The organism is Streptomyces cyaneochromogenes, from assembly GCF_003963535.1.
Classification (GTDB): Bacteria; Actinomycetota; Actinomycetes; order Streptomycetales; family Streptomycetaceae; genus Streptomyces; species Streptomyces shaanxiensis.
The window spans coordinates 5,730,426-5,754,887 of record NZ_CP034539.1 but is presented as its reverse complement, the minus strand read 5'-3'; the positions used below and the strand labels follow the sequence as shown (position 1 = coordinate 5,754,887).

Genomic DNA, 24,462 nt, shown 5'->3' with positions numbered 1-24,462 from the left:
GCGTCGGCCGAAACCCGGGTGCCCGCGCGGCCGGCCGGGAGGGATGATCCAGGACATGACCGATACGGCGGAGCAGGGCACACAGCAGAGCACGCGGATCACGGACGACGAACGGCGCGAGCAGCGCTTCGAACGGCGCATAGGCGCATTCAGGAGCGCGGAGCGCGTTCTCTCGCACCTCGACTTCCTGGGCTCGCTCCGCGAGCGCCTCGCGCTCCTGGAGACGGCGCCGGACGTGTACGACCTGGACGAGCGGGCCGACCTCTACGGCAGCGGCGTCGTCGAGGCCCTGGAGAAGAAGACGGCCGCGCTGCTCGGCAAGGAGGCCGCCGCGTTCTTCCCGACGGGCACGATGGCCCAACAGGTCGCCCTGCGCTGCTGGGCCGGCCGCACGGGCGACCCGACCGTCGCCCTGCATGCGCTGGCCCACCCCGAGGTATATGAGCGGAACGCGTTCAGCCAGGTCAGCGGGTTGCGCCCGGTGCAGCTGACGCGCGAGCCGAGGCAGCCGACCGCTGCCGAGGTCCGCGACTTCGAGGAGCCCTTCGGGGCACTGGTGCTGGAACTTCCCCTCCGCGACGCCGGTTTCCTGCTGCCCTCCTGGGACGAGCTCGTCGCGGTGGTGGAGGCAGCGCGGGAGCGCGACGCGGTGGTGCACTTCGACGGTGCGCGCCTGTGGGAGTCCACCGTCCACCTCGGCCGCCCCCTGGACGAGATCGCGGGCCTGGCGGACAGCGTCTACGTGTCGTTCTACAAGTCCCTGCGCGGATACGGGGGCGCCGCGCTCGCCGGACCGCGGACGTTGGTGGAGGAGGCGAAGGTCTGGCGGCACCGCTACGGCGGCATGCTGTTCCAGCAGTTCCCCACGGTGTTGTCGGCGCTCGTCGGCCTGGAGCGGGAGCTGCCCCGGCTGCCGGAGTACGTGACCCACGCGCGCGTGGTGGCCGCCGCGCTGCGTGAGGGGTTCGCCGCGGCCGGGGTGCCGTGGGCGCGCGTCCACCCCGAGGTGCCGCACACCAACGAGTTCCAGCTCTGGCTGCCGTACGACGTCGACGTCCTCTCCGAGGCCGCGATCCGGCAGGCGGAGGAGACGAAGACGGGTCTGTTCGCGGGCGCCTGGGATCAGAAGGGCCCGGGGCTGGCCTGCACCGAGGTCAGCGTCCGCGCCGCCGGCCTGGAGTGGACGGCCGAGGACGTGAAGGAGGCCGTCGCCCGGTTCGTGGCCGTGCTGACCGAGGAGGTCAGCAGGTAGAGCGGGCCCGCGGACGCAGCCGGCGGCCCAGGGCCTGTCGTATCCGCCCGGGCCGGGCGTCCGGCGACGACCGCCCGGAACCGCCGGTACGCGCGCCACTCGCGTACGACCTTCTGGTCGTGGGTGCCCGGCGCCGGAGGGGGCGCCTCGCCGTGCTGCCGGGCACGGTGGGCGTCGAGGAGGTGGTGCTGCGTGCTGCTCATGGCGTATCGCCTTCTCGGGACGTAGGAGGCATGACGTGTGTGGGATCGGGCTCCGCGGCTGCCCCGGTGACCCCAGGCTTGCCTCTGGGCAGCGCCCACGTCGCGTCGATTGACGGCCGCCGTCAATCGGCGGCCGCGTTGTCAGTGGCGGGGTGCACCATGAGGGCATGAGCGTGAGCATCGACATCGCGGGGCTGCGGCCGGAGCGGCTGGCCGTCGTGCCCTCGCCCCTGGCCGAGCTCGGCATGGCGCTGCACGCGCTGTCGGAGGCGGGGCACCACCCGGGCCTGCAGGGCTGGGTGACGAGCGTGACGGCCCGGCTGGACCCACACCTGGCCGACCGGATGTGCGAGGCCGACTTCCTGTGGCGGACGACGTTCTCGGACCTGTTCCTGCCCTTCGCCGGCGTCCCGGGCGGCAACACGCTCCCGGGGGCCACGCTCGCCGAGGACCTGGACCTGCTGGACAAGCTGACGGACGAGCAGTTCGTGGACGCGGCACTGGAGTTCACCTGCGCGCTGCCGTACGCCACGCAGGGGCCTGCGGTGCTGGCCGACGCGGAGTTGCACCGACGTGCCCTGGAGCTGGCCGCCGCGCGTGGGCCGCAGCAGCTGCGGTTCAGTGAGCGGCTGCTGGCGGACCCGCCGCGGATCCGGTCCTGGCTGCGGCAGTTCCTCCAGGACTGCGACGAGGCGTTCTTCGCCGAGGCGTGGTCCCGGCTGCGCCACCAGCTCGCGGCCGACGCCCGCCACAAGACCGACCTTCTGCGGCACAAGGGGCTGACCGAGGCGCTGACCGCGGTGTCCCCGGCGGTGAGCGTCGACGAGGCCGCCGGAAGGATCACCATCGACAAGCTGCGCCAGGGCCACACCGTCATCAAGGACAGAAGCCTGCTGCTCGTGCCGACGAGCCTGGGCCGGCCGCATCTGATGGTGCTGCACCGGCACGGCTGGCAGCCGGTGCTGCACTACCCCGTCGGTTCCGCGGACCTCGCCGCGCCCCCCGCGGTCGACCAGCTGATCCTGCGGATGACCGCACTCTCCCACCCGGTGCGGATACAGCTCTGCCGCAACCTCGCCCGCAGCACGTACACCACGGGCGAACTCGTGCAGATCCACGGCATGACCGCACCCGAGATATCCCGGCACCTGGGCGTCCTCAAGAAGGCGGGCCTGATCACCACCCGCCGCCGGGGGCGGTACGTCCTGCACCAGCTGGACGTCACCGCGGTGGCGCGGCTCGGCAGCGACTTCCTCGAGGCGCTCCTGAGGTGACCGTCACGCTCCTGAGGTGACCGTCTCGCCGAGGTGACCGTCAGTCGAACCGGATGTGCCTGATCCCGACCCCCACCTGCCGCAGCCGCGTCCGCAGCGTGCCCTCGTTGTTGGGCCGCAGCCGCAGCCCGGCCAGGACGGCGATGCGGTCCGCCGTCTTCGGCACCGTCGAGCGGTCCGTCCACAGGTGCTCGGCGAACTCCGGCTCGCGCAGCCGCTCCAGGCAGTGGTCGAGCTGCTGCACGGCCCAGGTCTCCCGGCGCAGCGGGGCGTCCTTGCCGGCGACGTACCGAAGGAGGTGTCCGAACCCACGCTCCCGCAGCCGCCGCAGGACCGTCTCGCGCTCGGCGAGGAGGGTGAAGTGCCGTACGTCATGGCCGAGTTCGCGCAATCGCCCGACGGTCTCGGCGAAGTAGTCGCAGTTCGTGACCGTCATGGGGGCGATCACCACGCCGTCGTGCTTGGTCAGCGCGAGGTCGAGCACCTCGACGACCCCCTGCCGCCAGGCGGTCAAGTCCTGGAAGTCTCCGCGCAGTTGCGGCGGCAGCATCCGCCGCAGCCCGAACCCGGGGTGCTCGGGGTCGCAGACCACGCTGCCGGGCAGGCGGCGCTGGATCTCGTACGCGGTCTGCGTCTTGCCGCCGCCGAAAGGGCCGTTGATCCACAGGAGCATGCGCAGACCCTAGTGGGCACCGGTTGACGCGCGGGCACGCCCGCTGTGCGTGAGGCGTGCCTCCTCGCACCGAGGCTCGGCCGTGCCTCCCGCGCCGGTGCTCAGCCGTTCCCTCCGGCCCGCACCAGGCCCGTCTCGTACGCGAGGACGACCACCTGCACCCGGTCCCTGAGCCCCAGCTTGGTCAGGATGCGGCCCACGTGGGTCTTCACGGTCGCCTCGGACAGCACCAGCCGGGCCGCGATCTCGCCGTTGGACAGCCCTTGCGCGACCAGCACCATGACCTCGCGCTCGCGGTCGGTGAGCCGCTCCAGCTCCTTGTGCTGGGGCTCCTTGCCGGTGGAGGGCAGCATCGGCGCGAACCGGTCCAGCAGGCGCCGGGTCGTCGACGGGGCCACCACCGCGTCACCGCTGTGCACCGAGCGGATGGCGGCGAGGAGTTCGCCGGGCGGCACGTCCTTGAGCATGAAGCCGGAGGCGCCCGCCTTCAGCCCGGAGAAGGCGTACTCGTCGAGGTCGAAGGTGGTCAGGATCAGCACCTTCGGCGGGTTGGCCTCCTGGCAGATGCGGCGGGTGGTCTCCACGCCGTCCAGCTTCGGCATGCGTACGTCCATCAGGACGACGTCGACGGCGGTCTCCCGCAGCACCTGGAGGGCCTCGACGCCGTCGCCCGCCTCCGCGACGACCTCCATGTCCGGCTGGGCGGCGAGCACCATCCGGAACCCGGTGCGCAGCAGCACCTGGTCGTCGACGAGCATCACGCGGATCGTCATCGGGGTCCTCTTCCGTGTCTTCCGTGTCCGTGTACAGGGGCGTTACAGGTGTCAACAAGGGGCATGCGCCGGCGTCAGTGTGCTGGTTTGAGCGGCAGCAGCGCACTGATGCGGAATCCTCCGCCCGGCCGGGGGCCCGCGTCCAGGGTGCCGCCGACCATGCCGACCCGTTCGCGCATGCCGATCAGGCCATGCCCCTGGCCGTCGGCGCCGCCCTCCTCGTACAGCTCGTGCGGGGCGCCCGTGCCGTCGTCCTCGACGAGCAGGCCGAGACCGTCGTCGAAGTAGACCAGGCGCACGCTCGCGCCCGCGTTCGGACCGCCGTGCTTGCGCGTGTTCGTCAGCGCCTCCTGCACGATGCGGTACGCCGTCAGCTCGACGCCGCTGGGCAGCGGGCGCGGCGTGCCCTCGACCTTGAAGTCGACCGGAAGGCCGGAGGTGCGGCACTGCTGGATGAGCTCGTCGATCTGCTCGACGTCGGGCTGCGGGACGTACTCGCCGCCCTCCTGGTGCTCGCCGGTGCGCAGCACGCCGAGCAGGCGGCGCATCTCGGCGAGGGCCTGGCGGCCGGTGGAGGAGATGGTCTCCAGGGCCTTCTTGGCCTGGTCCGGGGCGGCGTCGAGGACATAGGCGGCGCCGTCTGCCTGCACCACCATCACGGAGACGTTGTGCGCGACCACGTCGTGCAGTTCGCGCGCGATCCGGGCGCGTTCGGCGGCAACCGCGACCTTCGCCTGCGCCTCGCGCTCCTTTTCGAGCCGGGTCGCACGCTCCTCCAGTTGCTCGTAGTAGGCGCGGCGGGTGCGGATCGAGTCGCCGAGCACCCAGGCGAGCGCGAACGGCACCGTCAGGAAGATCACCAGGGCCACGTTGCCGAGCACGCTGGAGTCCCTCTCCGGCCAGCGCAGCTGTGCCAGCGGCGCCGCGCACAGGCCGGCGCCCAGCGCGAGCCGGGAGGACCAGCGGGCGCCGGTCGCGGCCACGGTGTAGGTGATCACCAGGAAGGCGAAGTTGGCGGGTGTCGTCGCCACGTTCAGCACCAGTTGGGCCAGTCCCACGCCGATGGCCAGCAGCAGCATCTTCTCCGGCATGCGCCGACGCAACGCGATCACCAGGCTCAGCAGGAGGACGACCGGGATGATGACCGCCTCCGAGTCCGTGCCCGAGAGGTCCTGTCCGGCCTCCTCCCGGACGGCCACGGTGACCGCGGAGATCCCGAAGAGGAAGACGGCCCAGAAGCCGTCGACCCATGTCGGGTGCCTGCGGATGAAGTCATAGAGGCGCTGCACGTAACCCAGCGTAGGGAAGCGAGATGCGTGCAGGGGTCAACCGGAGGGCCGATCCGCACCTCGCGCGCGTACTCCGCAAGGTGGAGGCTGCGCTCTCCTGTGCGCTTAGCCTGGGCCGGTGACGGCAGAGGCGACGGACGAGTGGCGCGGGTGGCGGGCGGCGGCGGAATCCGCCCTGTACGGGCCGGGCGGCTTCTACCGGCGGCCCGAGGGACCGGCCGGCCACTTCCGTACGTCCGTGCACGCGTCGTCCCTCTTCGCCGGTGCCGTGGCCCGGCTGCTGTGCCGGGTCGACGAGGCCCTGGGCCGGCCGGCGTCGCTCGACTTCGTCGACATGGCGGCGGGGCGGGGCGAGCTGATCACGGGCGTACTGGCCGCCCTGCCCGCCGAGGTCGCGGCACGCACGCGCGCGTACGCCGTCGAGATCGCCGACCGCCCGCACACCCTCGATCACCGGATCGAGTGGCTGCCCGAGCCGCCGCCGCGGATCACGGGCCTGCTGTTCGCCAACGAGTGGCTGGACAACGTCCCCGTGGAGGTCGCGGAGGTGGACTCCACGGGCGTACCCCGCCTGGTTCTCGTACGGCGGGACGGGACCGAGCGCCTCGGGGAGCCGGTCGCCGGTGCGGAGGCGCAGTGGCTGGCGCGGTGGTGGCCGCTGGGCGGCGCGGAGGGCGCGCTGGACGGGGAGGAGCAGGCAGGGCTGCGGGCCGAGATCGGGCTGCCGCGGGACGAGGCCTGGGCGGGCGTGGTCGCGGCGCTGGACCGAGGGCTCGCGGTCGCCGTGGACTACGCGCACCGGGCCGACGCACGACCGCCCTTCGGCACGCTCACCGGCTTCCGCGAGGGGCGCGAGACGGCGCCCGTGCCGGACGGCTCCTGCGACATCACGGCACATGTCGCACTGGACGCGTGCGCGACGGCGTGCGAGCTGCCCGGTACGCGCCTGCTCTCACAGCGCGACGCGTTGCGCGCCCTGGGCCTCACAGGCGCACGCCCCCCACTGGAACTGGCCTCCACCCGCCCCGCCGACTACGTACGCGCCCTCGCGACCGCGGGCGAGGCCGCCGAGCTCACCGCTACGGGCGGTCTCGGGGACTTCGGCTGGCTGGTGCAGTCGGTTGGAATTCCGGACGTACTGGCGGACTGATCAGCACTGCTCGTCGAGGTGATCAGCCCCTGCTCGCCGACGTGATCGGTCCCTACTTGACGCCGTGATCGGCCCCTACTTGTCGATGTCCCCGACCACGAAGAACATCGACCCCAAAATCGCCACCATGTCCGCGATCAGCGTCCCCGGCAGCAGCTCGACCAGCGCCTGGATGTTGTTGTACGAGGCGGAGCGCAGCTTCAGCCGGTACGGGGTCTTCTCGCCCTTGCTGACGAGGTAGTAGCCGTTGATGCCGAGCGGGTTCTCGGTCCATGCGTACGTGTGCCCCTCGGGCGCCTTCAGCACCTTGGGGAGCCGCTGGTTGATCGGCCCGGGCGGCAGTCCGGCGAGGCGGTCGAGGCAGGCGTCAGCGAGGTCGAGGGAGTTGTGGGTCTGTTCCAGCAGGCACTCGAACCGGGCGAGGCAGTCGCCCTCGTCCCGGGTCACGACCTTCAGGACGTCCCCCAGCTCGCCGTACGCGAGATAGGGCTCGTCCCGGCGCAGATCGAAGTCGACGCCCGAGGCACGCGCGATCGGCCCGCTCACGCCGTACGCGTGCACGGTCTCGGGCGTGAGGGCGCCCACGCCCCGGGTGCGCCCCCGGAAGATCTCGTTGCCGAGCACCAGGTCGTCGAACCGGTCCATGCGCGAGCGCACGTCGGCGACGGCGGCACGCGCGCGCGTGGTCCACCCGGCCGGCAGGTCCTCCTTCAGGCCTCCCACCCGGTTGAACATGTAGTGCATCCGCCCGCCGGAGACCTCCTCCATCACGTGCTGGAGTTCCTCGCGCTCCGAGAAGGCGTAGAAGATCGGCGTGATCCCGCCCAGCTCCAGCGGGTAGGACCCGAGGAACATCAGGTGGTTGAGCACCCGGTTGAGCTCCGCGAGCAGCGTCCGGGTCCACACCGCCCGCTCGGGCACCTCCATGCCGAGCATGCGCTCGACGGCGAGCACGACGCCCAGCTCGTTGGAGAACGCCGACAGCCAGTCGTGGCGGTTGGCGAGCATGATGATCTGCCGGTAGTCGCGGGCCTCGAAGAGCTTCTCCGCGCCGCGGTGCATATAGCCGATCACGGGCTCCGCGCGCGTGATGCGCTCACCGTCCAGCACGAGCTTGAGGCGCAGCACGCCGTGCGTGGACGGGTGCTGGGGCCCGATGTTGAGCACCATGTCGGTGCTCTCCGCGGCGCCGCCGATACCGACCATGGTCTCCGTCGTGGGAGTCATGGACACAGTCTCTCCTACGTACGCTGGCCTCATGGAGACGGGGAGCCCGCAGAACACGGGGACAGCGGAGGACGGGCAGGCGGGGGCCGAGCGCGTGGGGGGCGATCACGCGGGGGACGAGCCGAGGTGGACCGGGCTGCCGCCCCGGCTGCTCCGCATGCGCCGGCTGTTGCTGGTGGTGTGGCTGGGACTGCTGACGATCGGCCTCGCCGTGGTGCTCGGCCTGTTCGCCGGGCCCGCTTGGGCGGCCTTCGCGCTGCTGCCCCTGGCGCTGATGGCATGGGGCTGGGTGATGCTCGGCCGCAACTGGCGTTCGTGGCGCTACGCCGAGCGCGCCGACGACCTGCTGATCAGCCGGGGCGTGCTGTGGCGCGAGGAGACGGTGGTGCCGTACGGCCGGATGCAGCTGGTCGAGGTCACCTCGGGCCCCCTCGAGCGGCACTTCGGGCTGGCCAGCGTGCAGCTGCACACGGCCGCGGCGGCCACCGACGCCACCATCCCCGGCCTCGACCCGGCCGAGGCCGAGCGGCTGCGCGACCGGCTCACCGAGCTGGGCGAGGCACGATCGGCGGGCCTGTGACGACGCCCGGCGTCGACGACGCCGTAAGCGGGCTGCGACCCGTGACCGAACGGCGGCTGCACCCCGTGACGCCGCTCAGGCGCGCGTGGGCGCCGGTCGCGGTGCTGATCGGCTGGGCCGTGCACGACCCCGACCAGGCACAGCGCCAGCTGACCAGGCTGACCACGACGACCCTCCTGCTCGCACTCGCCGTGCTGGTCCCCGCGGCCGCCCTGTACGGCTTCCTCACCTGGTGGTTCACGCACTTCGCGGTGACCGAGACGGACCTGCGCATCCGTACCGGTCTGGTGTTCCGGCGCACCGCGCACATCCGGCTGGAACGCATCCAGGCCATCGACATCACCCAGCCGCTCCTCGCGCGCGTGGCGGGCGTGGCGAAGCTCAAGCTGGATGTCATAGGCACGGACAAGAAGGACGAACTCGCCTTCCTGGGCGAGGAGGAGGCGCGTGCGCTCCGTGCGGAACTCCTCGCACGCGCCGCCGGTTTCGCACCCGAGACGGCACACGAGGTCGGTGAGGCGCCGTCCCAGCAACTGCTGCGCGTGCCGCCGGGCGTCCTGGCCGTCTCCCTCCTGCTGACCGGCGCCACCTGGGGGACGCTGGCCGCCGCGGTCGTCGTACCGACCGTCCTCTGGCTGGCCACCGAAAGCGTGTGGACCGTGCTCGCGGCCGCGGTACCGCTGTTCGGCGCGGCGGGGGCGAGCAGCGTGGGGCGGTTCGTCACCGAGTACGACTGGACGGTGGGCGAGTCGCCGGACGGGCTGCGCCTCGACCACGGTCTGCTCGACCGGGCGCACGAGACGGTCCCGCCCGGCCGCGTCCAGACCGTACGGATCGTCGAGCCGCTGCTGTGGCGGCGGCGCGGCTGGGTGCGGGTGGAGCTGGACGTGGCGGGCTCGTCGAACTCGGTCCTGCTGCCGGTCGCGCCGCGCGAGGTCGCCGAATCGGTCGTCGCGCGCGTGCTGCCCGGCGTGAGCGTCCCCCCGCACGCGTCCCTGTCGCGTCCGCCGCGGCGGGCAAGCCGGTGCGTGCCGCTGTGGTGGCGTGGATACGGCCTGGCCGTCACGGACGCGGTGTTCGCCGCCCGCACCGGCCTGTTCCAGCGGAGCCTCGCGCTCGTACCGCATGCGAAGGTCCAGAGCGTACGGCTGTCCCAGGGGCCCTGGGAGCGCGTGTGGGGCGTCGCCGACGTCCATGTGGACACCGGGGCGAACAAGACGGTGACAGCCCGTCTGAGGGGCGCCGAGGAGGCTGCGGAACTGCTGCGGGGGCAGGCGGAGAGGTCGCGTACGGGACGGAAGGTGGCGCGGCCGGACCGGTGGATGGCCTGAGGCCGCTCACGCCCCCGAAGGGACACCGACCGGCGTCACCCGGGCCCGCCGTCAGGAAACCGCGCTGCGCAGCCCCTGCACATCGATCTGTTCCGTCTCGTCGTGCGCCGTCAGGTCGATGACCTGACCGATCCCCCGGGACTCCTCGTCCGCCGGCTTGAACTCGGCCTCGGACTCGGCCTTGTGGAGGGCGAGGGCCTCCTGGCCGACGACGTCGGCGAGGTCCTCGTTCTGGACGGACTCCAGCGCGGAGGGCATGGCCGCCCCCCTCTTCGTACCGAAGAAGTCGAAGCCGCCCTCGATCATCGGGCGCCGTACGGGCGTCGCCGGTACGACGGCCACGGCGGTCGGCGCGATGAAGTGACCCGCGGGCTGCTGCGAGGGGATCGAACCGGCCGGGGGCAGGGCGGGACGGGCCACGGCGGGCGCGTCCGTCGTAGCGACCGTGGCCGCCTTGGCGACGGCATCCGTCTCGGCGACTGCACCCGTCCCGATGCGGGCGTCCGTCCTGGTCAGGGCGTCTGCCGTGGTGTTGGCGGCCGCGCGCTGGTGCCCGTCGACCGCCTCGGGCTTCCCCTGCGCTTCGTCCTCCAGCGCGGGCTCCTTCTCGGATCCGCCGACGTGCTGGGCCTCGGTGGTCCGTGCCGCCGCGGTCTGCGCCCCGGTGGCACCCGAACCGTCCTTCGCGGACTCGCCGTTGGACCGGCCGTCGCCCTTGGGGGGCTCGTTGTTCGGAGGCTCGTCCTTCGGGGACTGGTCCTTGGCGGACTCGCTGCCCTTGGCTGACTCGGCCACCTGCACCGGCTCGGTGTCCCGCGCGGACTCGGACACCTGCACCGGCTCGGTGTCCAGCGCGGACTCGGACACCTGCACGGACTCGCCGTCCTCCGCGGCCTCCTCCCCGTCGAACCGCGCCAACGCCGCCTTGGCCCGCAGGAACAGCCGGGATCCCTCCGGCGAGAAGACCGCCGGAGTCACCGGGGTCTCCTCGTTGGACTCGACGGACTCGGCGGACTCGGTCTCCGCACCCTCCGCCTCGGCCTCGGCGGGGGCAGCCACAGCCCCCGTCTCCTGCGCCGAAGAGGCGTCGACCGGCGCCGGCGGCAACGCGCGCGCGGGCGCTGTCGCCTCTATCTCCAGAACCCGGCGCTCCTCCAGGACGCTGGCCCGCTCGGTCTCCGCCGTGGCGTACCGGCGCAGCAGCGCCGCGTGCTCGTTGCGCAGCCCCGCGAGCTCCGCCCGCTTGCCCCGCAGCCGCTGCTCCAGCTTCATGCGCAGCTCACGGGACTCCTCGAGGTCGGTCTCCAGCTCGGCGACCCGTTCCTCGTACCGCCACTCGTCGCTCGCACGCGCGCGCGTGAGGTCGGCGACCTTCTTGCCGGCCTGGGTGTCCCAGCGGCGCATGACGACCGCACCAATGACCGCCGTCGCCGCGGCGGCCCCGGCAAGGCCGCGCAGCACCAAGGGCTCGGTGAACACCCAGGGGGCGAGGGCGCAGACGACGGAGACGCCTGCGATCGCCGACGGGGGCAGCAGCCTGTGCAAGGGCGGGGAATGACGGTGACGTCCACGTGGCATGGCCAGAAACTTACCGCGCGTAGGCGAATCTTGTTGCCCCGCCCCGTAAAAAGACAGCCATCGCGAGTCGTTCACACGGCATCAGGAATCAGATCCGGCACGGAATTAACCAAGAACCAAGATCACAAAGCCCCGTCGGCCATCTCTGCGGACATCCCCACGGCCGTCCCGCGGCCCTGCCGTCGGCCATCTCACCTGCCGCTCAGCCGCCCGCTCATCCACTCCAGCGTCCCCGGAATCTCCCGCCGCCAGGTGTTGAAGTTGTGACCGCCGCTTTCGAGGATGATCGAGGAGATGCGGGTCAGCTTCGTGGCCTTCACACGCTCAATGAACTTCAGCGTGGCCTTGTAGTTGGATTCTCCAACTTTGCTGCTGCTGACGAGCAGCGAAGTGTCCGGAGCCGGCATGTGCTTGAGGTACCACCACAGGTTCGCGCGATTGCGCAGTTCCTCGTCGCCCTGGAAGAGATCGCCGGTCGTGGCGTCGATCGGCGCGTTGTAGTACGCGGAAAGCCCCGCCCCCGCCGCGTACACCTTGGGATGGTGCATGGCGAGCTTCAACGCGCAGTAGCCGCCGGTCGAGTCACCGATGATTCCCCAGCTGCCGGGCCCGCCGCCCACCCTGTAGTGGCTGCTCACGGCCTCGGGCAGATCGGCCGCGAAGAACGTCTCGGTCTGCGGGCCCCCGGGAATGTCCACGCACTCCGTGTCCCGGGGCGGCGCCACGGTCGGCCGCATCATCACCAGGATCATCGGCTCCATACGGCCCTGCGCCACGAGCCTGGCGGCCGTACGCGGATAGTCGAGCTTGTCCACCAGCGCCTGGGCCGTACCGGGATAGCCGGTGAGGACGACGGCCGCCGGGAACCTGCGCGTGCGGTATTCCGGCTGAAAATACTCGGGCGGCAGATAGACGAACGCGGGCGTGGCGATGTGCGAGGTCCGGCCCACCATGTCGACCTTCTGGATCTGACCGCCCAACCGCGGACTGGAGCTCGCCGCCCCCGGCACCCGGCGCGTGTCCACGACCCGCAGCGGCCCGCGTTCCGGCGTGTGGTCCACGACCACGCCCTGGTCCTTCTCCTGCCCGAACAGATCGGCCCAGCTGGCGTAGAACCCGAAGGCCTGGTTGGCGCCGAGGCCGACCGCCATGAAGAGCGCCAACTGCGTGGAGAACAACAGGCCCACGCGTCCGCTCACCGCCCGCCAGCCGCGCCGCGCCAGCCGCGGCCACAGCCACACCGTGCCGACGAACAGCCCTACGGCGGACAGAACCGCCAGCGCCAGCACCTTGTCGCTCGTGAGACCCATCGATGGTTACCTGTCCGCACTTTCCGCCCGGATCGCGCTTCCCGCGCTGTCTCCCCCGCACCTTCGCAAGGGCTTGCCCCGGACTTTCCTTGGCCTTTGAAACGGTTTTGGGGAGCCGAGTGAACCTCTCCCCTCGAGACACCGTCCTAGAGGGCGCAATGTCGCCGGATGCCCGAATCGGCACCGGATCCAAGGTCTCTCGCGGAACACTGGGATGCGATGTCTGTCAGGACAGATGTGGAAATGTCGGGCAAGGTTCCTCAACGATCGAGCCAGGTTGGCCATCTGACGAGCCGCGTACGGCACCTGCTGCGCGGCCCGCGCCCCGAGGCCGTTCCCGCCCTCGTCGGCAGGGCCTGCTCTCTGGTGGGCCTGCTGAACATCGCCGCGGGCGTCTTCCCGCGCTTCCGGCACAGCCGTATGCACGCCATCGCCGAGGTCCTGCCGGGCGCGTTCGGGCCGTTCGCGGCCGCACTGTCGCTCAGCGCGGGCGTGCTGTTGCTGCTGCTCGCCCACGGCCTCAAGCGCGGCAAGCGCCGGGCCTGGCGCGCGGCGGTCGTCCTGCTGCCGGCCGGAGCCGTGGCGCAGTTCATGTACCGCCACTCCGTCGTGGGCGTGCTCATCTCGGTGCTGCTGCTCACCGCGCTGCTGCGCCACCGCGACCAGTTCGCGGCGCTGCCCGACCCCCGCAGCAGGTGGCGCGCGCTGGCCAACTTCGTCCTCATGAGCGCCGGTTCCCTCGCCCTCGGGCTGGTCATCGTCAGCGCCCACCCGGGCACGCTGGTGGGCGACCCCAGCCTGGCCGACCGCATCACACACGTCCTGTACGGCCTGTTCGGCTTCGAGGGGCCGGTCGACTACCAGGGCAACACCTCCTGGACGGTCGCCTTCTCCCTCGGCGCGCTCGGCTGGATCACCGCGGTCACGACGATCTACCTCGCCTTCCGCCCCGAACACCCCGCCGCCCACCTCACCGAGGACGACGAGACCCGCCTGCGCGCCCTGCTCGCCAAGCACGGCGGCCGCGACTCCCTCGGCCACTTCGCGCTGCGCCGCGACAAGGCCGTCGTCTTCTCCCCCAGCGGCAAGGCCGCGGTGACGTACCGCGTCGTCTCCGGCGTGATGCTGGCCAGCGGCGACCCCATCGGCGACGTCGAGGCCTGGCCCGGCGCCATCGAGCGCTTCATGGACGAGGCCAAGGCCCACTCCTGGACCCCGGCCGTCATGGGCTGCTCCGAGACCGGCGCCGAGGTGTGGACCCGCGAGACCGGGCTCGACGCCCTCGAGCTGGGCGACGAGGCGGTGGTGGACGTCCCGGATTTCTCGCTCGCCGGCCGCGCGATGCGCAACGTACGTCAGATGGTCAAGCGCATCGAGCGCGCCGGTTACGAGACCCGGGTACGTCGTGTCCGTGACCTCGGCGAGACCGAACTGGAGCGGATCCGCCGGGCCGCCGAGGACTGGCGCGGCACCGACACCGAGCGCGGCTTCTCCATGGCGCTGGGCCGCGTCGGCGACCCGTCCGACGGCGACTGCCTCATCGCCACGGCCCACAAGGCCGACGAGGAGCCGGGAGAGTACGGCGACCTCAAGGCGATCCTCCACTTCGTGCCGTGGGGCACGGACGGGGTCTCCCTGGACCTGATGCGCCGCGACCGCTCGGCCGACCCCGGCATGAACGAACTGCTCATCGTGGCCGCCCTCCAGGCCGCCCCGAAGTTCGGCATCGCGCGCGTGTCCCTCAACTTCGCCATGTTCCGCTCCGCTCTGGCACGCGGCGAGAAGATCGGCGCGGGCCCGGTGCTGCGCGCCTGGCGAGGCCTGCTCGTCTTCCTCTCCCGCTGGTTCCAGATCGAGTCCCTGTACAAGTTCAACGCCAAGTTCCAGCCCCGCTGGGAGCCCCGCTTCGTCGTCTACCGGGCCTCCGGCGACCTGCCCCGCCTCGGCTTCGCCGCCATGCAGGCGGAGGGCTTCGTGAACCTGGCACTGCCGCTGCCGCGCTTCCTTCGCCGCCGCACGGCCGCTCGGCGCCCCTGCCCCCACCAGGTGGCGGAGCGGGAGGTCCGCGCCGCATAGGCGCGGCCACCCGCAACAGGCCCGAGCGGAAGCCCGTCCCCCGCGCTTCCGCTCGGGCCACCGCACGTTGCGGCCCCTGCTTGGGCCTACGCTGAACGCATGAGCAAGCAGAGTGGACGCGGGCGCGTCGCGGGGCTTCCCGAGTGGGACCGGTGCGCGGTCATGGGAGTCGTCAACGTGACCCCCGATTCCTTCTCCGACGGCGGCCGCTGGTTCGACACGACGTCCGCCGTCAAGCACGGCCTCGCCCTCGTCGAGGAGGGCGCCGACCTGGTCGACGTCGGCGGCGAGTCCACCCGCCCCGGCGCCACCCGGGTCGACGAGGACGAGGAACTGCGCCGCGTCGTCCCCGTCGTCCGCGGCCTCGCCGCCGAGGGCGTCTCGGTCTCCGTCGACACCATGCGCGCCTCCGTCGCCGAGCAGGCCCTCGCCGCCGGCGCCGCCCTCGTCAACGACGTCAGCGGCGGCCTCGCCGACCCCGCGATGATCCCGGTCGTCGCCGACGCCGGCGCCCCCTTCGTCGTCATGCACTGGCGCGGCTTCCTGCAGGGCGGGAACGTCAAGGGCGTGTACGCCGACGTCGTCGCCGAAGTCACCGACGAGCTCCACGCGCGCGTGGAAGCCGTGCTGGAGGGCGGCATCGCCCCCGACCGCGTCGTCGTCGACCCGGGCCTCGGCTTCTCCAAGGACGGCGAACACGACCTCGTCCTCCTCGCCCACCTCGACCGGCTCCTCGGCCTCGGCCACCCCCTTCTCGTCGCCGCCTCCCGCAAGCGGTTCCTCGGCCGCGTCCTCGCCGGACCCCAGGGCGCCCCGCCGCCCGCGCGCGAGCGAGACGCCGCCACGGCCGCCGTGTCGGCGCTGGCAGCGCACGCCGGCGCGTGGGCGGTGCGCGTGCACGAGGTGCGCGCCACGGCGGACGCGGTGCGCGTCGCACGCGCCATCGAGGAGGCGCGTACCGCCGAGAACGCGCCCAGCGCGAGCAGCGCTGAAGGAGCCCGGTGAGCGCCCCCCACACCGACGTCGAACAGGTGGAAGCCGCCAACACCGCCTTCTACGAGGCCATGGAGCGCGGCGACTTCGAAGAGCTCTCCTCGCTCTGGCTCACCCCGGCCGACCTCGGCGTCGACGAGGAGTACCACGACCCGGCCGACAGCGGCGTGATCTCCTGCGTGCACCCCGGCTGGCCGGTGCTCACCGGACGCGGCGAGGTCCTCAGGTCGTACGCCCTGATCATGGCGAACACCGACTACATCCAGTTCTTCCTCACCGACGTGCACGTCTCCGTCACCGGCGACACCGCCCTGGTGACCTGCACCGAGAACATCCTCAGCGGCGGTCCCTCCCCCGACGGCGGGGAGGAACTCGGCCCGCTCGTGGGCCAGCTCGTGGTCGCCACGAACGTGTTCCGGCGCACGCCCGACGGATGGAAGATGTGGTCGCACCACGCCTCCCCGGTTCTGGCCGAAAACGACGAGGAAGAAGGCGACGCCAACACCCCTTGAGTGGGTACGCGCCCCTCAGAGACATCCGCAGGGACGTCCACAGGAACATCGACGGGAACGTCCACAGGGCCAAACCCAGGGAACGTACGGACATACAGGGACGCACACGGATACGACGCCCCGGGAGCCACCCGCAAGGGGGTCCGCGGGGCCCCGCCGGGACCAAGAAGTGGTTGGAATCACGCGTCTACGGGTAGGCGCGGCTACCAACCCGTGAGCCACCGGATTCCCCAGGGGAAACACGCGATGAATCCTCCTGGCCCCGGACCGGGCCCACGCCCCCGTGGCCCGGCCCTGTCAGTGCCCGCAGGTAGATTCGTTCGAGGCCGGTGTGCCGCCCGCACGCGGCAGCGACCGGCCGTCACCGACGATTGCAGGAGTGATTCGCGTGGATCGTGTCGCGCTGCGCGGCCTGAAGGCCCGCGGGTACCACGGTGTGTTCCCCGAGGAACGCAGGGAGGGCCAGACCTTCGTCGTGGACCTCGTCCTGGGCCTGGACACCCGGCCCGCCGCCGCCGACGACGACCTGGCGAAGACCGTGCACTACGGCATCGTGGCGGAGGAGGTCGTGGCCGTCGTCGAGGGCGAGCCCGTCAACCTCATCGAGACGCTCGCGGAGCGCATCGCCCAGGCCTGCCTCAAGCACGAACAGGTCCAGGAGGCCGAGGTCACCGTCCACAAGCCGGACGCGCCGATCACGGTCCCCTTCGACGACGTGACCGTCACCATCACCCGGAGCCGAGTATGACCGCGTCCTTCACCGAGGGTCACAGCGACCCGACCGTACAGCCGGTACCCGCCTCCGTCGTCGAGCAGGTCGACGCCGCCGACACCACCCTCAGCAACCCCAAACGGGCCGTGATCTCCCTCGGCGCCAACCTGGGGAACCGCCTGGAGACCCTCCAGGGCGCCATCGACGCGCTGGAGGACACCCCCGGCGTCCGCATCAAGGCCGTGTCCCCCGTCTACGAGACGGAGCCGTGGGGCGTGGAGCCGGGAAGCCAGCCGTCCTACTTCAACGCGGTCGTCGTCCTCAAGACCACACTCCCCCCGTCCTCCCTGCTGGAGCGGGCCCACGCGGTCGAGGAGGCCTTCCACCGCGTACGGGACGAGCGCTGGGGCGCGCGCACCCTCGACGTCGACATCGTCGCGTACGCCGACGTCGTCTCCGACGACCCGAACCTCACCCTCCCCCACCCGCGCGCCCACGAGCGCGCATTCGTCCTCGCCCCCTGGCACGACGTCGAGCCGCAGGCGCAGCTGCCGGGCCGCGGCCCGGTGGCCGACCTTCTGGCCGGCGTCACCCGCGAAGGCGTCGTACCGCGCCAGGACCTGGAACTCCAGCTGCCCGAATAGTCGTTAAGGTCAAGACGACACATTCCGTGGGTAGTCGGGGGAGCTGAAGGGACGCCGTGAGAGAGCTGCGCATCAGGATGCTGGCCGGTGTGTTCATCGTCGCCGGAGTCCTGTCCTGGGCGGGCGCCCGCCTGTGGAACTCCGTCGGGACCCTGCCCAGCGTCCCCTTGGCCGCACCCATCGTCCTCGCCCTGATCGCCGTGGTCCTCCTGGCCACGGCGATCTCGATCCGCGCCCGCCTCAAGGCCCAGCGCGAACGCCGCCCCGAGGCCAAGGGCGTCGACCCCCTGATGGCCGCCCGCGCGGTCGTCTTCGGCCACGCCAGCGCCCTGGTCGCCGCCCTCGTCGCCGGCATGTACGGCGGCACCGGCGTCTTCCTCCTGGAGTCCCTCGACATCCCCGCCCGCCGCGACCAGGCCATCTACGCCGGCTTCTCGGTCCTGGCCGGCATCGCCGTGATAGCGGCGGCCATCTTCCTGGAGCGCGTGTGCAAGCTTCCGGAGGACGACGAGCACAATGGGGCAGGGGCGGCGCCGACGGTGTAGCGCGATCAGCGCACCGCGCATCACACCGCGGCTGGGCTCCTCGGAGTCAGCACACCGGGTACCAGCGGGCCATACCGCGTATCAGTGAGCCATGATGAGGCTCATCGCCTCATTGCGCGTCGCCGCGTCCCGCAGCTGACCGCGCACCGCCGACGTTATGGTCATCGCGCCCGGCTTGCGAATGCCCCGCATCGACATGCACATGTGCTCGCACTCGATGACGACGATCACGCCCCGCGGTTCCAGAATCTCCATCAGGGAGTCGGCGATCTGCGTAGTGAGACGTTCCTGCACCTGCGGCCGACGGGCGAAGACGTCCACCAGCCGGGCCAGCTTGGACAGCCCCGTGATCTTGCCGGAGGTGCTCGGAATGTATCCGACGTGAGCGACACCACGGAACGGCACCAGATGATGCTCACAGGTCGAGTACACCTCGATGTCCTTCACGAGCACCATCTCGTCATGCCCGATGTCGAACGTCGTGGTCAGCACGTCCTCGGGCTTCTGCCACAGCCCCGCGAAGATCTCCTTGTACGCCCGTGCCACCCGCCCCGGCGTCTCCTTGAGCCCCTCGCGGTCCGGGTCCTCGCCGACCGCGATCAGCAGTTCGCGTACGGCGTTCTCGGCGCGCTTCTCGTCGAACTCACCGATGCTGCCCTCGCCGTCCAGCGTCACGGGGTCGGTCATGTGGTGCCTCGTTCCTGTGCGGGTGGCGCGTGTGGGTCACGCGTCTGAACTGCGGGCATACAAAAAATGCCGCGCCCCCCAGGCTAGAACCAGGGGGGCGCGGCATCCATTCCGGGCCCGGTGGGGTCACCGGGGGCCGGGGTGTCAGCTCTCCGGACGCTCCTCGGGGGCCGGCTCCGTCGCCGGGGCGGGCTCCGTGACCGTCGACTTGGCGGTGCTGATCGCCGGGGTCGCGCCGTTGGCGCCGTTCGTCAGTGCGAGCTCCTTCGGGGAGAGCACCGGCGGACGGGTGGACGGCGTGCGGCGGGAGGAACCGGTCCAGGCGGGCCGGGGCGGACGCTTGACGATCGGGGCGAAGATCTCGGCGATCTCCTCCTTGCCCAGCGTCTCCTTCTCCAGCAGCTGAAGCACGAGGTTGTCGAGGACGTCGCGGTTCTCGACCAGGATCTCCCAGGCCTCGTTGTGCGCGTTCTCGATGAGCTTCTTGACTTCCTCGTCCACCAGCGCGGCGACCTCTTCCGAGTAGTCACGCTGGTGAGCCATCTCACGGCCGAGGAACGGCTCGGTGTTGTCGCCGCCGAACTTGATGGCGCCCAGACGCTCGGTCATGCCGTACTGCGTGACCATCGCGCGGGCCGTGGCCGTGGCCTTCTCGATGTCGTTCGCCGCACCCGTGGTCGGGTCGTGGAAGACGAGCTCCTCGGCCGCGCGGCCGCCCAGCATGTAGGCCAGCTGGTCCAGCATCTCGTTGCGGGTCGTGGAGTACTTGTCCTCGTCCGGCAGGACCATCGTGTAGCCGAGGGCCCGGCCTCTCGACAGGATCGTGATCTTGTGGACCGGGTCGGAGTTCGGGGAGGCCGCCGCGACCAGGGCGTGTCCGCCCTCGTGGTACGCGGTGATCTTCTTTTCCTTGTCCGACATGATCCGGGTCCGCTTCTGCGGGCCCGCCACGACGCGGTCGATGGCCTCGTCCAGCATGTGGTTGTCGATCAGCTTCTTGTCCGAGCGGGCGGTGAGCAGCGCGGCCTCGTTGAGGACGTTGCTCAGGTCCGCGCCGGTGAAGCCGGGGGTACGACGGGCGACCGCCGAGAGATCGACGTCCGGGGCGACCGGCTTGCCCTTCTGGTGGACCTTGAGGATCTCCAGACGGCCCTGCATGTCCGGGCGGTCGACCGCGATCTGGCGGTCGAAGCGGCCGGGGCGCAGGAGGGCCGGGTCGAGGATGTCGGGACGGTTCGTCGCGGCGATGAGGATCACGCCGCCCTTGACGTCGAAGCCGTCCATCTCGACGAGCAGCTGGTTCAGGGTCTGCTCGCGCTCGTCGTGACCGCCGCCGAGGCCGGCGCCGCGGTGGCGGCCGACCGCGTCGATCTCGTCGACGAAGACGATCGCCGGGGCGTTCGCCTTGGCCTGCTCGAACAGGTCACGGACTCGGGAGGCACCGACACCGACGAACATCTCGACGAAGTCGGAACCGGAGATCGAGTAGAAGGGCACGCCCGCCTCGCCCGCGACGGCGCGCGCGAGCAGGGTCTTGCCGGTGCCGGGCGGGCCGTACAGCAGGACGCCCTTGGGGATCTTGGCACCGACGGCCTGGAACTTCGCCGGTTCCTGGAGGAACTCCTTGATCTCGTGGAGCTCCTCGACGGCCTCGTCCGAGCCGGCGACGTCCGAGAACGTCGTCTTCGGGGTGTCCTTGGTGATGAGTTTCGCCTTGGACTTGCCGAAGTTCATGACCCGGGAGCCGCCGCCCTGCATCTGATTCATCAGGAACAGGAAGACGACGACGATGAGGACGAAGGGCAGCAGGGAGAGCAGGATGCCGACGAACGGGTTCTGCTTGGACGGCGAGACCGTGTAGCCGTCGGGGATCTGCTTCTGCTGGTACTTGTTCTGCAGCGTGTTGGCGATGTCCACGCCTTGGTCGCCAATGTAGGACGCCTGGATCTTGGTGGCGCCCTCGACCTTTTCGCCGTCCTTGAGCTGGGCCTTGACGATCTGTTCGTCGCCGGTGGTCAGCTTGACCGACTCGACCTTGTTCTCATTGATCGCCTGAATGACCTGGCCGGTGTCCACCGTCTTGTAGCCGCCGGACGAGCCGACGACCTGCATCAACACGACCACGGCAAGGACGGCCAGCACGATCCACATGACCGGCCCACGGAAGTATCGCTTCACGTCCATCCATACGGAGCGGTGTCGCCCCGTCCCTCCTGCCATAGTGAGTTTGATAAGACAGTTCTTCTGACGGTACCCCAGCTTCGACGCCCGTAGCCGCACGGGCGGGCCGACAAGCCCGTCTGCATGCTCCAACGCCGCGGGGCCCGCCGGGGTTCCCGATCTTCGTACGGGGGTTGGGCCCTTCGGGTCCGGGTTCGCGGACCGCGGGGTCAGCCGCCGTAGACGTGAGGCGCGAGCGTACCGACGAACGGGAGGTTGCGGTACTTCTCGGCGTAGTCGAGGCCGTAGCCGACGACGAACTCGTTGGGGATGTCGAAGCCGACCCACTCGACGTCGATGGCGACCTTGGCGGCGTCCGGCTTGCGCAGCAAGGTGCAGACCTTGAGCGACTCCGGCTCGCGGGAGCCGAGGTTGGACAGCAGCCAGGACAGGGTCAGGCCGGAGTCGATGATGTCCTCGACGATGAGGACGTGCTTGCCCTTGATGTCGGTGTCGAGGTCCTTGAGGATCCGCACGACACCGGAGGACTGGGTGCCGGCGCCGTACGACGAGACGGCCATCCAGTCCATGGTGACGGGGGAGGACAGCGCCCGGGCGAGGTCGGCCATGACCATCACCGCGCCCTTGAGGACGCCGACGATGAGCAGGTCCTTGCCCTCGTACTCCGCATCGATCTTCGCGGCCAGCTCGGCCAGCTTCGCGTCGATCTCTTCCTTGGTGATGAGCACCTCTTTGAGGTCGGTGCCCATGTCTTTCGCGTCCACCCGCATCACTTTCGGTCGTCCCACCGGCCGGTCCGGGCCGCTCTCGCGCCCCCTGTGAGGGGCCGGTGGGAGGGTCCGGTTTCAGCCTTGCCGAATCACCAGTCTGCCACCCTGGCGCTGAGCCACGACTTTGCCGGGGAGATTGATGGCCCCCTGGCCGCGCCAGCCGGTGATCAGGCGGTCGACTTCCTCGATGTGGCGGGCGAACAGAGCGCCGGCGGGCGCCCCGGCCTCGATGGCGGCGCGGCGCAGGATCCGGCGGCGTACGGCGGGCGGCAGCGCGTACAGCTTCGCGCACTCCAGAAGGCCGGCCGAGTCGCGTACGGCGGCCTCGGCCTGGCGGGCCCAGGCGTCGAGGGCGTCGGCGTCGTCGCGGGAGAGCTGGGCCGTGCGGGCGAGGGCCTCGACGACGCCTTTGCCGAGCGCCTTCTCCAGAGCGGGCAGGCCTTCCTGCCGCAACCGCGACCTGGTGTACGCGGGATCGGAGTTGTGGGGGTCGTCCCAGACGGGGAGGGCCTGGACCATGCAGGCCTTGCGGGCGGTCTGGCGGTCGATGTGGAGGAAGGGGCGCCGGTAACGGCCGTCGGCCCCCGAGACCGCGGCCATTCCGGACAGGGAGCGGATGCCGGAGCCGCGGGCGAGGCCGAGCAGGACTGTTTCGGCCTGGTCGTCGCGGGTGTGGCCGAGGAGGACGGCGAGGGCGTCGTGGCGTGCGGAGGCGGCGTCGAGGGCGGCGTAGCGGGCGTCGCGGGCGGCGGCCTCGGGTCCGCCTTCGCGGCCGACGGTCACGGCGATGGACTCGACCGGGTCGAGGCCGAGTTCGCGCATGCGCAGGACGACTTCCTCGGCGCGCAGGTCGGAGCCGGGCTGCAGGCCGTGGTCGACGGTGATGCCGCCGGCGCGGATGCCGAGTTTGGGTGCCTCGAACGCGAGCGCGGAGGCGAGGGCCATGGAGTCGGCGCCGCCGGAGCACGCCACGAGCACGAGCGGGGAGGGGGATCGCTCGTACGAGGGGGTGTGCGGGGGCTGCTGCGCGGGTGCGCCGGAGGGTTCGTACGACGGCTCGCGCGCGGCGGCGGGGGCGGTGGCCGCGGAGCTCGTGGGGTCGTACACGACCGTGGCGAACGTGGTGGCGGACGTCACGGACAGCGCCGTCGGCGGTGGCACGGGCGACGTCCCGTAGGAGGTCGCGCGCGGGCTGCCGGGCGCTGGAGCGTCGGATGTGCGGCTGTGTTCGTTGAGGATGTCGTGGAGGACGCGGCGGACCGCCAGGCGTATCGCCGCGACCGCAGGATGGGGACCCATGTCCGGTTCCCTTCATGAAGTTGTCGGGGGGTGAGCCCGAGCTCGGTCACTCAGAGTGTGTAGATGGTGACAGAACCGGGCCGTTCCCCGAGCATTGCACGCCTACCCATGGCTCACGGTCCCTCGGACGGGTGATTGGAGGGGCGTTCGACTGCCGTCGGCCGGATTCGGTGCACGACTGTCGTATGAGATACGCGACTCGGCGCGTGATTCACGACTCCGCCTTGCGGTGCACCCGAGCGATCCAATCCGCCGGTTTGGCGATCTCCGCCTTGGTGGGGAGGGTGTTCGGGGACGTCCAGACGCGGTTGAAGCCGTCCATGCCGACCTGGTCCACGACGGCTCGTACGAAGCGTTCGCCGTCGCGGTACTGGCGGAGTTTGGCGTCCAGGCCCAGCAGTTTGCGCAGGGCGATGTCCAGCCGTGAGGCGCCCTTGGCGCGCCGCTGCTGGAACTTCTCACGGATCTCGGCGACGCTCGGCACGACCTGGGGGCCGACGCCGTCCATCACGAAGTCGGCGTGGCCCTCCAGGAGGGACATCACCGCGGTGAGGCGGCCGAGGATCTCCCGCTGGGCGGGGGTCTGGACGAGTTCCACGAAGGAGCGTCCGCCGTCGTCCTCCTCGGCCTCGGGCCGGCTGCCGGCCAGCGACTGGGCGGCCTCGCGGATGCGTTCGAGGACGGTCATGGGGTCGACGTCGGTCTCCCCCAAGAAAGACTGGATTTCGCCCTCCAGGTGGTCCCGCAGCCAGGGCACCGCGCTGAACTGCGTGCGGTGGGTCTCCTCGTGCAGGCACACCCAGAGACGGAAGTCGTGGGGGTGCACGTCGAGTTCGCGCTCCACGTGCACGATGTTCGGGGCGACGAGCAGCAGCCTTCCGCCGCCGTTCTCGCCCGCCGGGAGCTCGCGGGTGGCGGGGGCGAAGGTCTCGTACTGGCCGAGGACGCGGGAGGCCAGGAAGGACAGCAGCATCCCGAGTTCCACGCCGGTGACCTTGCCGCCGACGGCGCCGAGCATCGCGCCGCCGGGGCTGCCGCCGCGGCGCTCCTGCATCTTGCCGAGCAGGGGCTTGAGGATCTCGCGGAACCCGGCGACGTTCGCCCGTACCCAGCCGGGGCGGTCGACGACGAGGACGGGGGTGTCGTGGATGTCGTCCGTGCCCATACGAGTGAAGCCCCGGACGTGTCCCTCCGAGGCCTTGGCATGTCGGCGCAGCTCGGCGACGACGGCCCTGGCCTCGTCGCGGCTCACCTCGGGGCCCGGCCGTACGAGCCGGGTCGCGGTCGCCACCGCGAGATTCCAGTCGACCATCTCGGCACCACCGATGCTCGTCATGCGTCAACCGTACGTGAGCGTTCCCACTTGGGGCAGGCCGTGAGGGGTCGGCTCGAGCGGCGGTGAC

The 24,462-nt window shown here is 71.1% G+C and carries 22 protein-coding genes; 11 read left to right on the top strand and 11 right to left on the bottom strand.

Annotated elements, in window-relative coordinates:
* Window positions 1-55: 55 nt before the first annotated feature.
* Window positions 56-1,252 (top strand): threonine aldolase family protein, encoded by a 1,197-nt coding sequence (locus EJ357_RS26160; protein WP_126394023.1) that lies wholly within the window; start codon window positions 56-58, stop codon window positions 1,250-1,252.
* A 370-nt stretch (window positions 1,253-1,622) separates the two neighbouring features.
* Window positions 1,623-2,729 (top strand): DUF5937 family protein, encoded by a 1,107-nt coding sequence (locus tag EJ357_RS26150; protein ID WP_126394022.1) that lies wholly within the window; start codon window positions 1,623-1,625, stop codon window positions 2,727-2,729.
* Window positions 2,730-2,769: 40 nt separating this feature from the next.
* Here the strand turns inward: EJ357_RS26150 and EJ357_RS26145 are convergent, their stop codons facing one another.
* The 3 genes from EJ357_RS26145 to EJ357_RS26135 form a co-directional block, all read right to left on the bottom strand.
* Window positions 2,770-3,402 (bottom strand): AAA family ATPase, encoded by a 633-nt coding sequence (locus EJ357_RS26145; protein ID WP_126394021.1) that lies wholly within the window; start codon window positions 3,400-3,402, stop codon window positions 2,770-2,772.
* A gap of 101 nt (window positions 3,403-3,503) precedes the next feature.
* A complete protein-coding gene (locus EJ357_RS26140; RefSeq protein WP_126394020.1) occupies window positions 3,504-4,175 on the bottom strand; it encodes a response regulator transcription factor in 672 nt (223 codons plus the stop codon).
* A 74-nt stretch (window positions 4,176-4,249) separates the two neighbouring features.
* On the bottom strand, window positions 4,250-5,464 hold the full coding sequence (locus EJ357_RS26135) for a sensor histidine kinase (RefSeq protein WP_126394019.1): 1,215 nt from the start codon (window positions 5,462-5,464) through the stop codon (window positions 4,250-4,252).
* Window positions 5,465-5,582: 118 nt separating this feature from the next.
* Here EJ357_RS26135 and EJ357_RS26130 point away from each other — a divergent pair, with 118 nt between their 5' ends.
* A complete protein-coding gene (locus EJ357_RS26130) occupies window positions 5,583-6,614 on the top strand; it encodes an SAM-dependent methyltransferase (RefSeq protein WP_126394018.1) in 1,032 nt (343 codons plus the stop codon).
* Window positions 6,615-6,689: 75 nt separating this feature from the next.
* Here the strand turns inward: EJ357_RS26130 and EJ357_RS26125 are convergent, their stop codons facing one another.
* Window positions 6,690-7,841 (bottom strand): NADH-quinone oxidoreductase subunit D, encoded by a 1,152-nt coding sequence (locus EJ357_RS26125; RefSeq protein WP_126394017.1) that lies wholly within the window; start codon window positions 7,839-7,841, stop codon window positions 6,690-6,692.
* Window positions 7,842-7,872: 31 nt separating this feature from the next.
* Between EJ357_RS26125 and EJ357_RS26120 the strand changes: the two genes are divergently transcribed.
* Together EJ357_RS26120 and EJ357_RS26115 are read left to right on the top strand one after the other, a co-directional pair.
* Complete coding sequence (locus tag EJ357_RS26120; RefSeq protein ID WP_126394016.1) at window positions 7,873-8,421, top strand: PH domain-containing protein; 549 nt, start codon at window positions 7,873-7,875, stop codon at window positions 8,419-8,421.
* Entirely contained in the window at window positions 8,418-9,752 is a 1,335-nt protein-coding gene (locus EJ357_RS26115) for a PH domain-containing protein (RefSeq protein WP_126394015.1), read from the top strand. Before EJ357_RS26120 ends, EJ357_RS26115 begins: the two co-directional genes overlap by 4 nt.
* 51 nt (window positions 9,753-9,803) lie before the next feature.
* Here EJ357_RS26115 and EJ357_RS26110 read toward each other — a convergent pair whose 3' ends face one another.
* Complete coding sequence (locus EJ357_RS26110) at window positions 9,804-11,330, bottom strand: hypothetical protein (RefSeq protein WP_126394014.1); 1,527 nt, start codon at window positions 11,328-11,330, stop codon at window positions 9,804-9,806.
* Between the two features lie 191 nt (window positions 11,331-11,521).
* Complete coding sequence (locus tag EJ357_RS26105) at window positions 11,522-12,640, bottom strand: alpha/beta hydrolase (RefSeq protein WP_126394013.1); 1,119 nt, start codon at window positions 12,638-12,640, stop codon at window positions 11,522-11,524.
* A 243-nt stretch (window positions 12,641-12,883) separates the two neighbouring features.
* Here EJ357_RS26105 and EJ357_RS26100 point away from each other — a divergent pair, with 243 nt between their 5' ends.
* The 6 genes from EJ357_RS26100 to EJ357_RS26075 all read left to right on the top strand — a co-directional run bounded on the left by EJ357_RS26100 (window position 12,884) and on the right by EJ357_RS26075 (window position 18,122).
* Entirely contained in the window at window positions 12,884-14,716 is a 1,833-nt protein-coding gene (locus EJ357_RS26100; RefSeq protein WP_126394012.1) for a phosphatidylglycerol lysyltransferase domain-containing protein, read from the top strand.
* 99 nt (window positions 14,717-14,815) lie between these two features.
* Window positions 14,816-15,721 carry a dihydropteroate synthase gene (folP, locus tag EJ357_RS26095; RefSeq protein ID WP_126394011.1) on the top strand — a complete coding sequence of 302 codons (906 nt, stop codon included), beginning with the start codon at window positions 14,816-14,818 and terminating at the stop codon, window positions 15,719-15,721.
* Window positions 15,718-16,221: a nuclear transport factor 2 family protein gene (locus EJ357_RS26090; protein WP_126394010.1), complete on the top strand. Its 504-nt coding sequence runs from the start codon at window positions 15,718-15,720 to the stop codon at window positions 16,219-16,221. The genes folP and EJ357_RS26090 overlap by 4 nt, the downstream gene beginning before the upstream one ends.
* Before the next feature lie 388 nt (window positions 16,222-16,609).
* On the top strand, window positions 16,610-16,969 hold the full coding sequence (folB, locus tag EJ357_RS26085) for a dihydroneopterin aldolase (RefSeq protein WP_126394009.1): 360 nt from the start codon (window positions 16,610-16,612) through the stop codon (window positions 16,967-16,969).
* Complete coding sequence (folK, locus tag EJ357_RS26080; RefSeq protein WP_126394008.1) at window positions 16,966-17,577, top strand: 2-amino-4-hydroxy-6-hydroxymethyldihydropteridine diphosphokinase; 612 nt, start codon at window positions 16,966-16,968, stop codon at window positions 17,575-17,577. Before folB ends, folK begins: the two co-directional genes overlap by 4 nt.
* Window positions 17,578-17,633: 56 nt before the next feature.
* Window positions 17,634-18,122, top strand: a complete 489-nt coding sequence (locus tag EJ357_RS26075) for a DUF3180 domain-containing protein (protein ID WP_126394007.1) — start codon at window positions 17,634-17,636, stop codon at window positions 18,120-18,122.
* Between the two features lie 81 nt (window positions 18,123-18,203).
* Here the strand turns inward: EJ357_RS26075 and folE are convergent, their stop codons facing one another.
* From folE to EJ357_RS26050, 5 genes are all read right to left on the bottom strand, one after another.
* Window positions 18,204-18,809, bottom strand: coding sequence for a GTP cyclohydrolase I FolE (folE, locus tag EJ357_RS26070; protein ID WP_126394006.1), 606 nt, complete (start codon window positions 18,807-18,809; stop codon window positions 18,204-18,206).
* A gap of 144 nt (window positions 18,810-18,953) precedes the next feature.
* Window positions 18,954-20,993 carry an ATP-dependent zinc metalloprotease FtsH gene (gene ftsH / locus EJ357_RS26065; RefSeq protein ID WP_126394005.1) on the bottom strand — a complete coding sequence of 680 codons (2,040 nt, stop codon included), beginning with the start codon at window positions 20,991-20,993 and terminating at the stop codon, window positions 18,954-18,956.
* Between the two features lie 206 nt (window positions 20,994-21,199).
* Window positions 21,200-21,760, bottom strand: coding sequence for a hypoxanthine phosphoribosyltransferase (hpt, locus tag EJ357_RS26060; RefSeq protein ID WP_126400047.1), 561 nt, complete (start codon window positions 21,758-21,760; stop codon window positions 21,200-21,202).
* A gap of 75 nt (window positions 21,761-21,835) precedes the next feature.
* On the bottom strand, window positions 21,836-22,897 hold the full coding sequence (gene tilS / locus EJ357_RS26055) for a tRNA lysidine(34) synthetase TilS (RefSeq protein ID WP_407698527.1): 1,062 nt from the start codon (window positions 22,895-22,897) through the stop codon (window positions 21,836-21,838).
* A gap of 373 nt (window positions 22,898-23,270) precedes the next feature.
* Complete coding sequence (locus EJ357_RS26050) at window positions 23,271-24,395, bottom strand: zinc-dependent metalloprotease (protein WP_126394003.1); 1,125 nt, start codon at window positions 24,393-24,395, stop codon at window positions 23,271-23,273.
* Window positions 24,396-24,462 lie beyond the last annotated feature (67 nt).

What these genes read in the sequence shown, in the direction of transcription:
- EJ357_RS26160 (WP_126394023.1), top strand. Translation starts at nt 56, where the DNA reads ATGACCGATACGGCGGAGCAGGGCACACAGCAGAGCACGCGGATCACG.
- EJ357_RS26150 (WP_126394022.1), top strand. Translation starts at nt 1,623, where the DNA reads ATGAGCGTGAGCATCGACATCGCGGGGCTGCGGCCGGAGCGGCTGGCC.
- EJ357_RS26145 (WP_126394021.1), bottom strand. Translation starts at nt 3,402, where the DNA reads ATGCTCCTGTGGATCAACGGCCCTTTCGGCGGCGGCAAGACGCAGACC.
- EJ357_RS26140 (WP_126394020.1), bottom strand. Translation starts at nt 4,175, where the DNA reads ATGACGATCCGCGTGATGCTCGTCGACGACCAGGTGCTGCTGCGCACC.
- EJ357_RS26125 (WP_126394017.1), bottom strand. Translation starts at nt 7,841, where the DNA reads ATGACTCCCACGACGGAGACCATGGTCGGTATCGGCGGCGCCGCGGAG.
- EJ357_RS26120 (WP_126394016.1), top strand. Translation starts at nt 7,873, where the DNA reads ATGGAGACGGGGAGCCCGCAGAACACGGGGACAGCGGAGGACGGGCAG.
- EJ357_RS26110 (WP_126394014.1), bottom strand. Translation starts at nt 11,330, where the DNA reads ATGCCACGTGGACGTCACCGTCATTCCCCGCCCTTGCACAGGCTGCTG.
- EJ357_RS26105 (WP_126394013.1), bottom strand. Translation starts at nt 12,640, where the DNA reads ATGGGTCTCACGAGCGACAAGGTGCTGGCGCTGGCGGTTCTGTCCGCC.
- EJ357_RS26100 (WP_126394012.1), top strand. Translation starts at nt 12,884, where the DNA reads ATGTCGGGCAAGGTTCCTCAACGATCGAGCCAGGTTGGCCATCTGACG.
- folP (WP_126394011.1), top strand. Translation starts at nt 14,816, where the DNA reads ATGAGCAAGCAGAGTGGACGCGGGCGCGTCGCGGGGCTTCCCGAGTGG.
- folK (WP_126394008.1), top strand. Translation starts at nt 16,966, where the DNA reads ATGACCGCGTCCTTCACCGAGGGTCACAGCGACCCGACCGTACAGCCG.
- folE (WP_126394006.1), bottom strand. Translation starts at nt 18,809, where the DNA reads ATGACCGACCCCGTGACGCTGGACGGCGAGGGCAGCATCGGTGAGTTC.
- ftsH (WP_126394005.1), bottom strand. Translation starts at nt 20,993, where the DNA reads ATGGACGTGAAGCGATACTTCCGTGGGCCGGTCATGTGGATCGTGCTG.
- hpt (WP_126400047.1), bottom strand. Translation starts at nt 21,760, where the DNA reads ATGCGGGTGGACGCGAAAGACATGGGCACCGACCTCAAAGAGGTGCTC.
- EJ357_RS26050 (WP_126394003.1), bottom strand. Translation starts at nt 24,395, where the DNA reads ATGACGAGCATCGGTGGTGCCGAGATGGTCGACTGGAATCTCGCGGTG.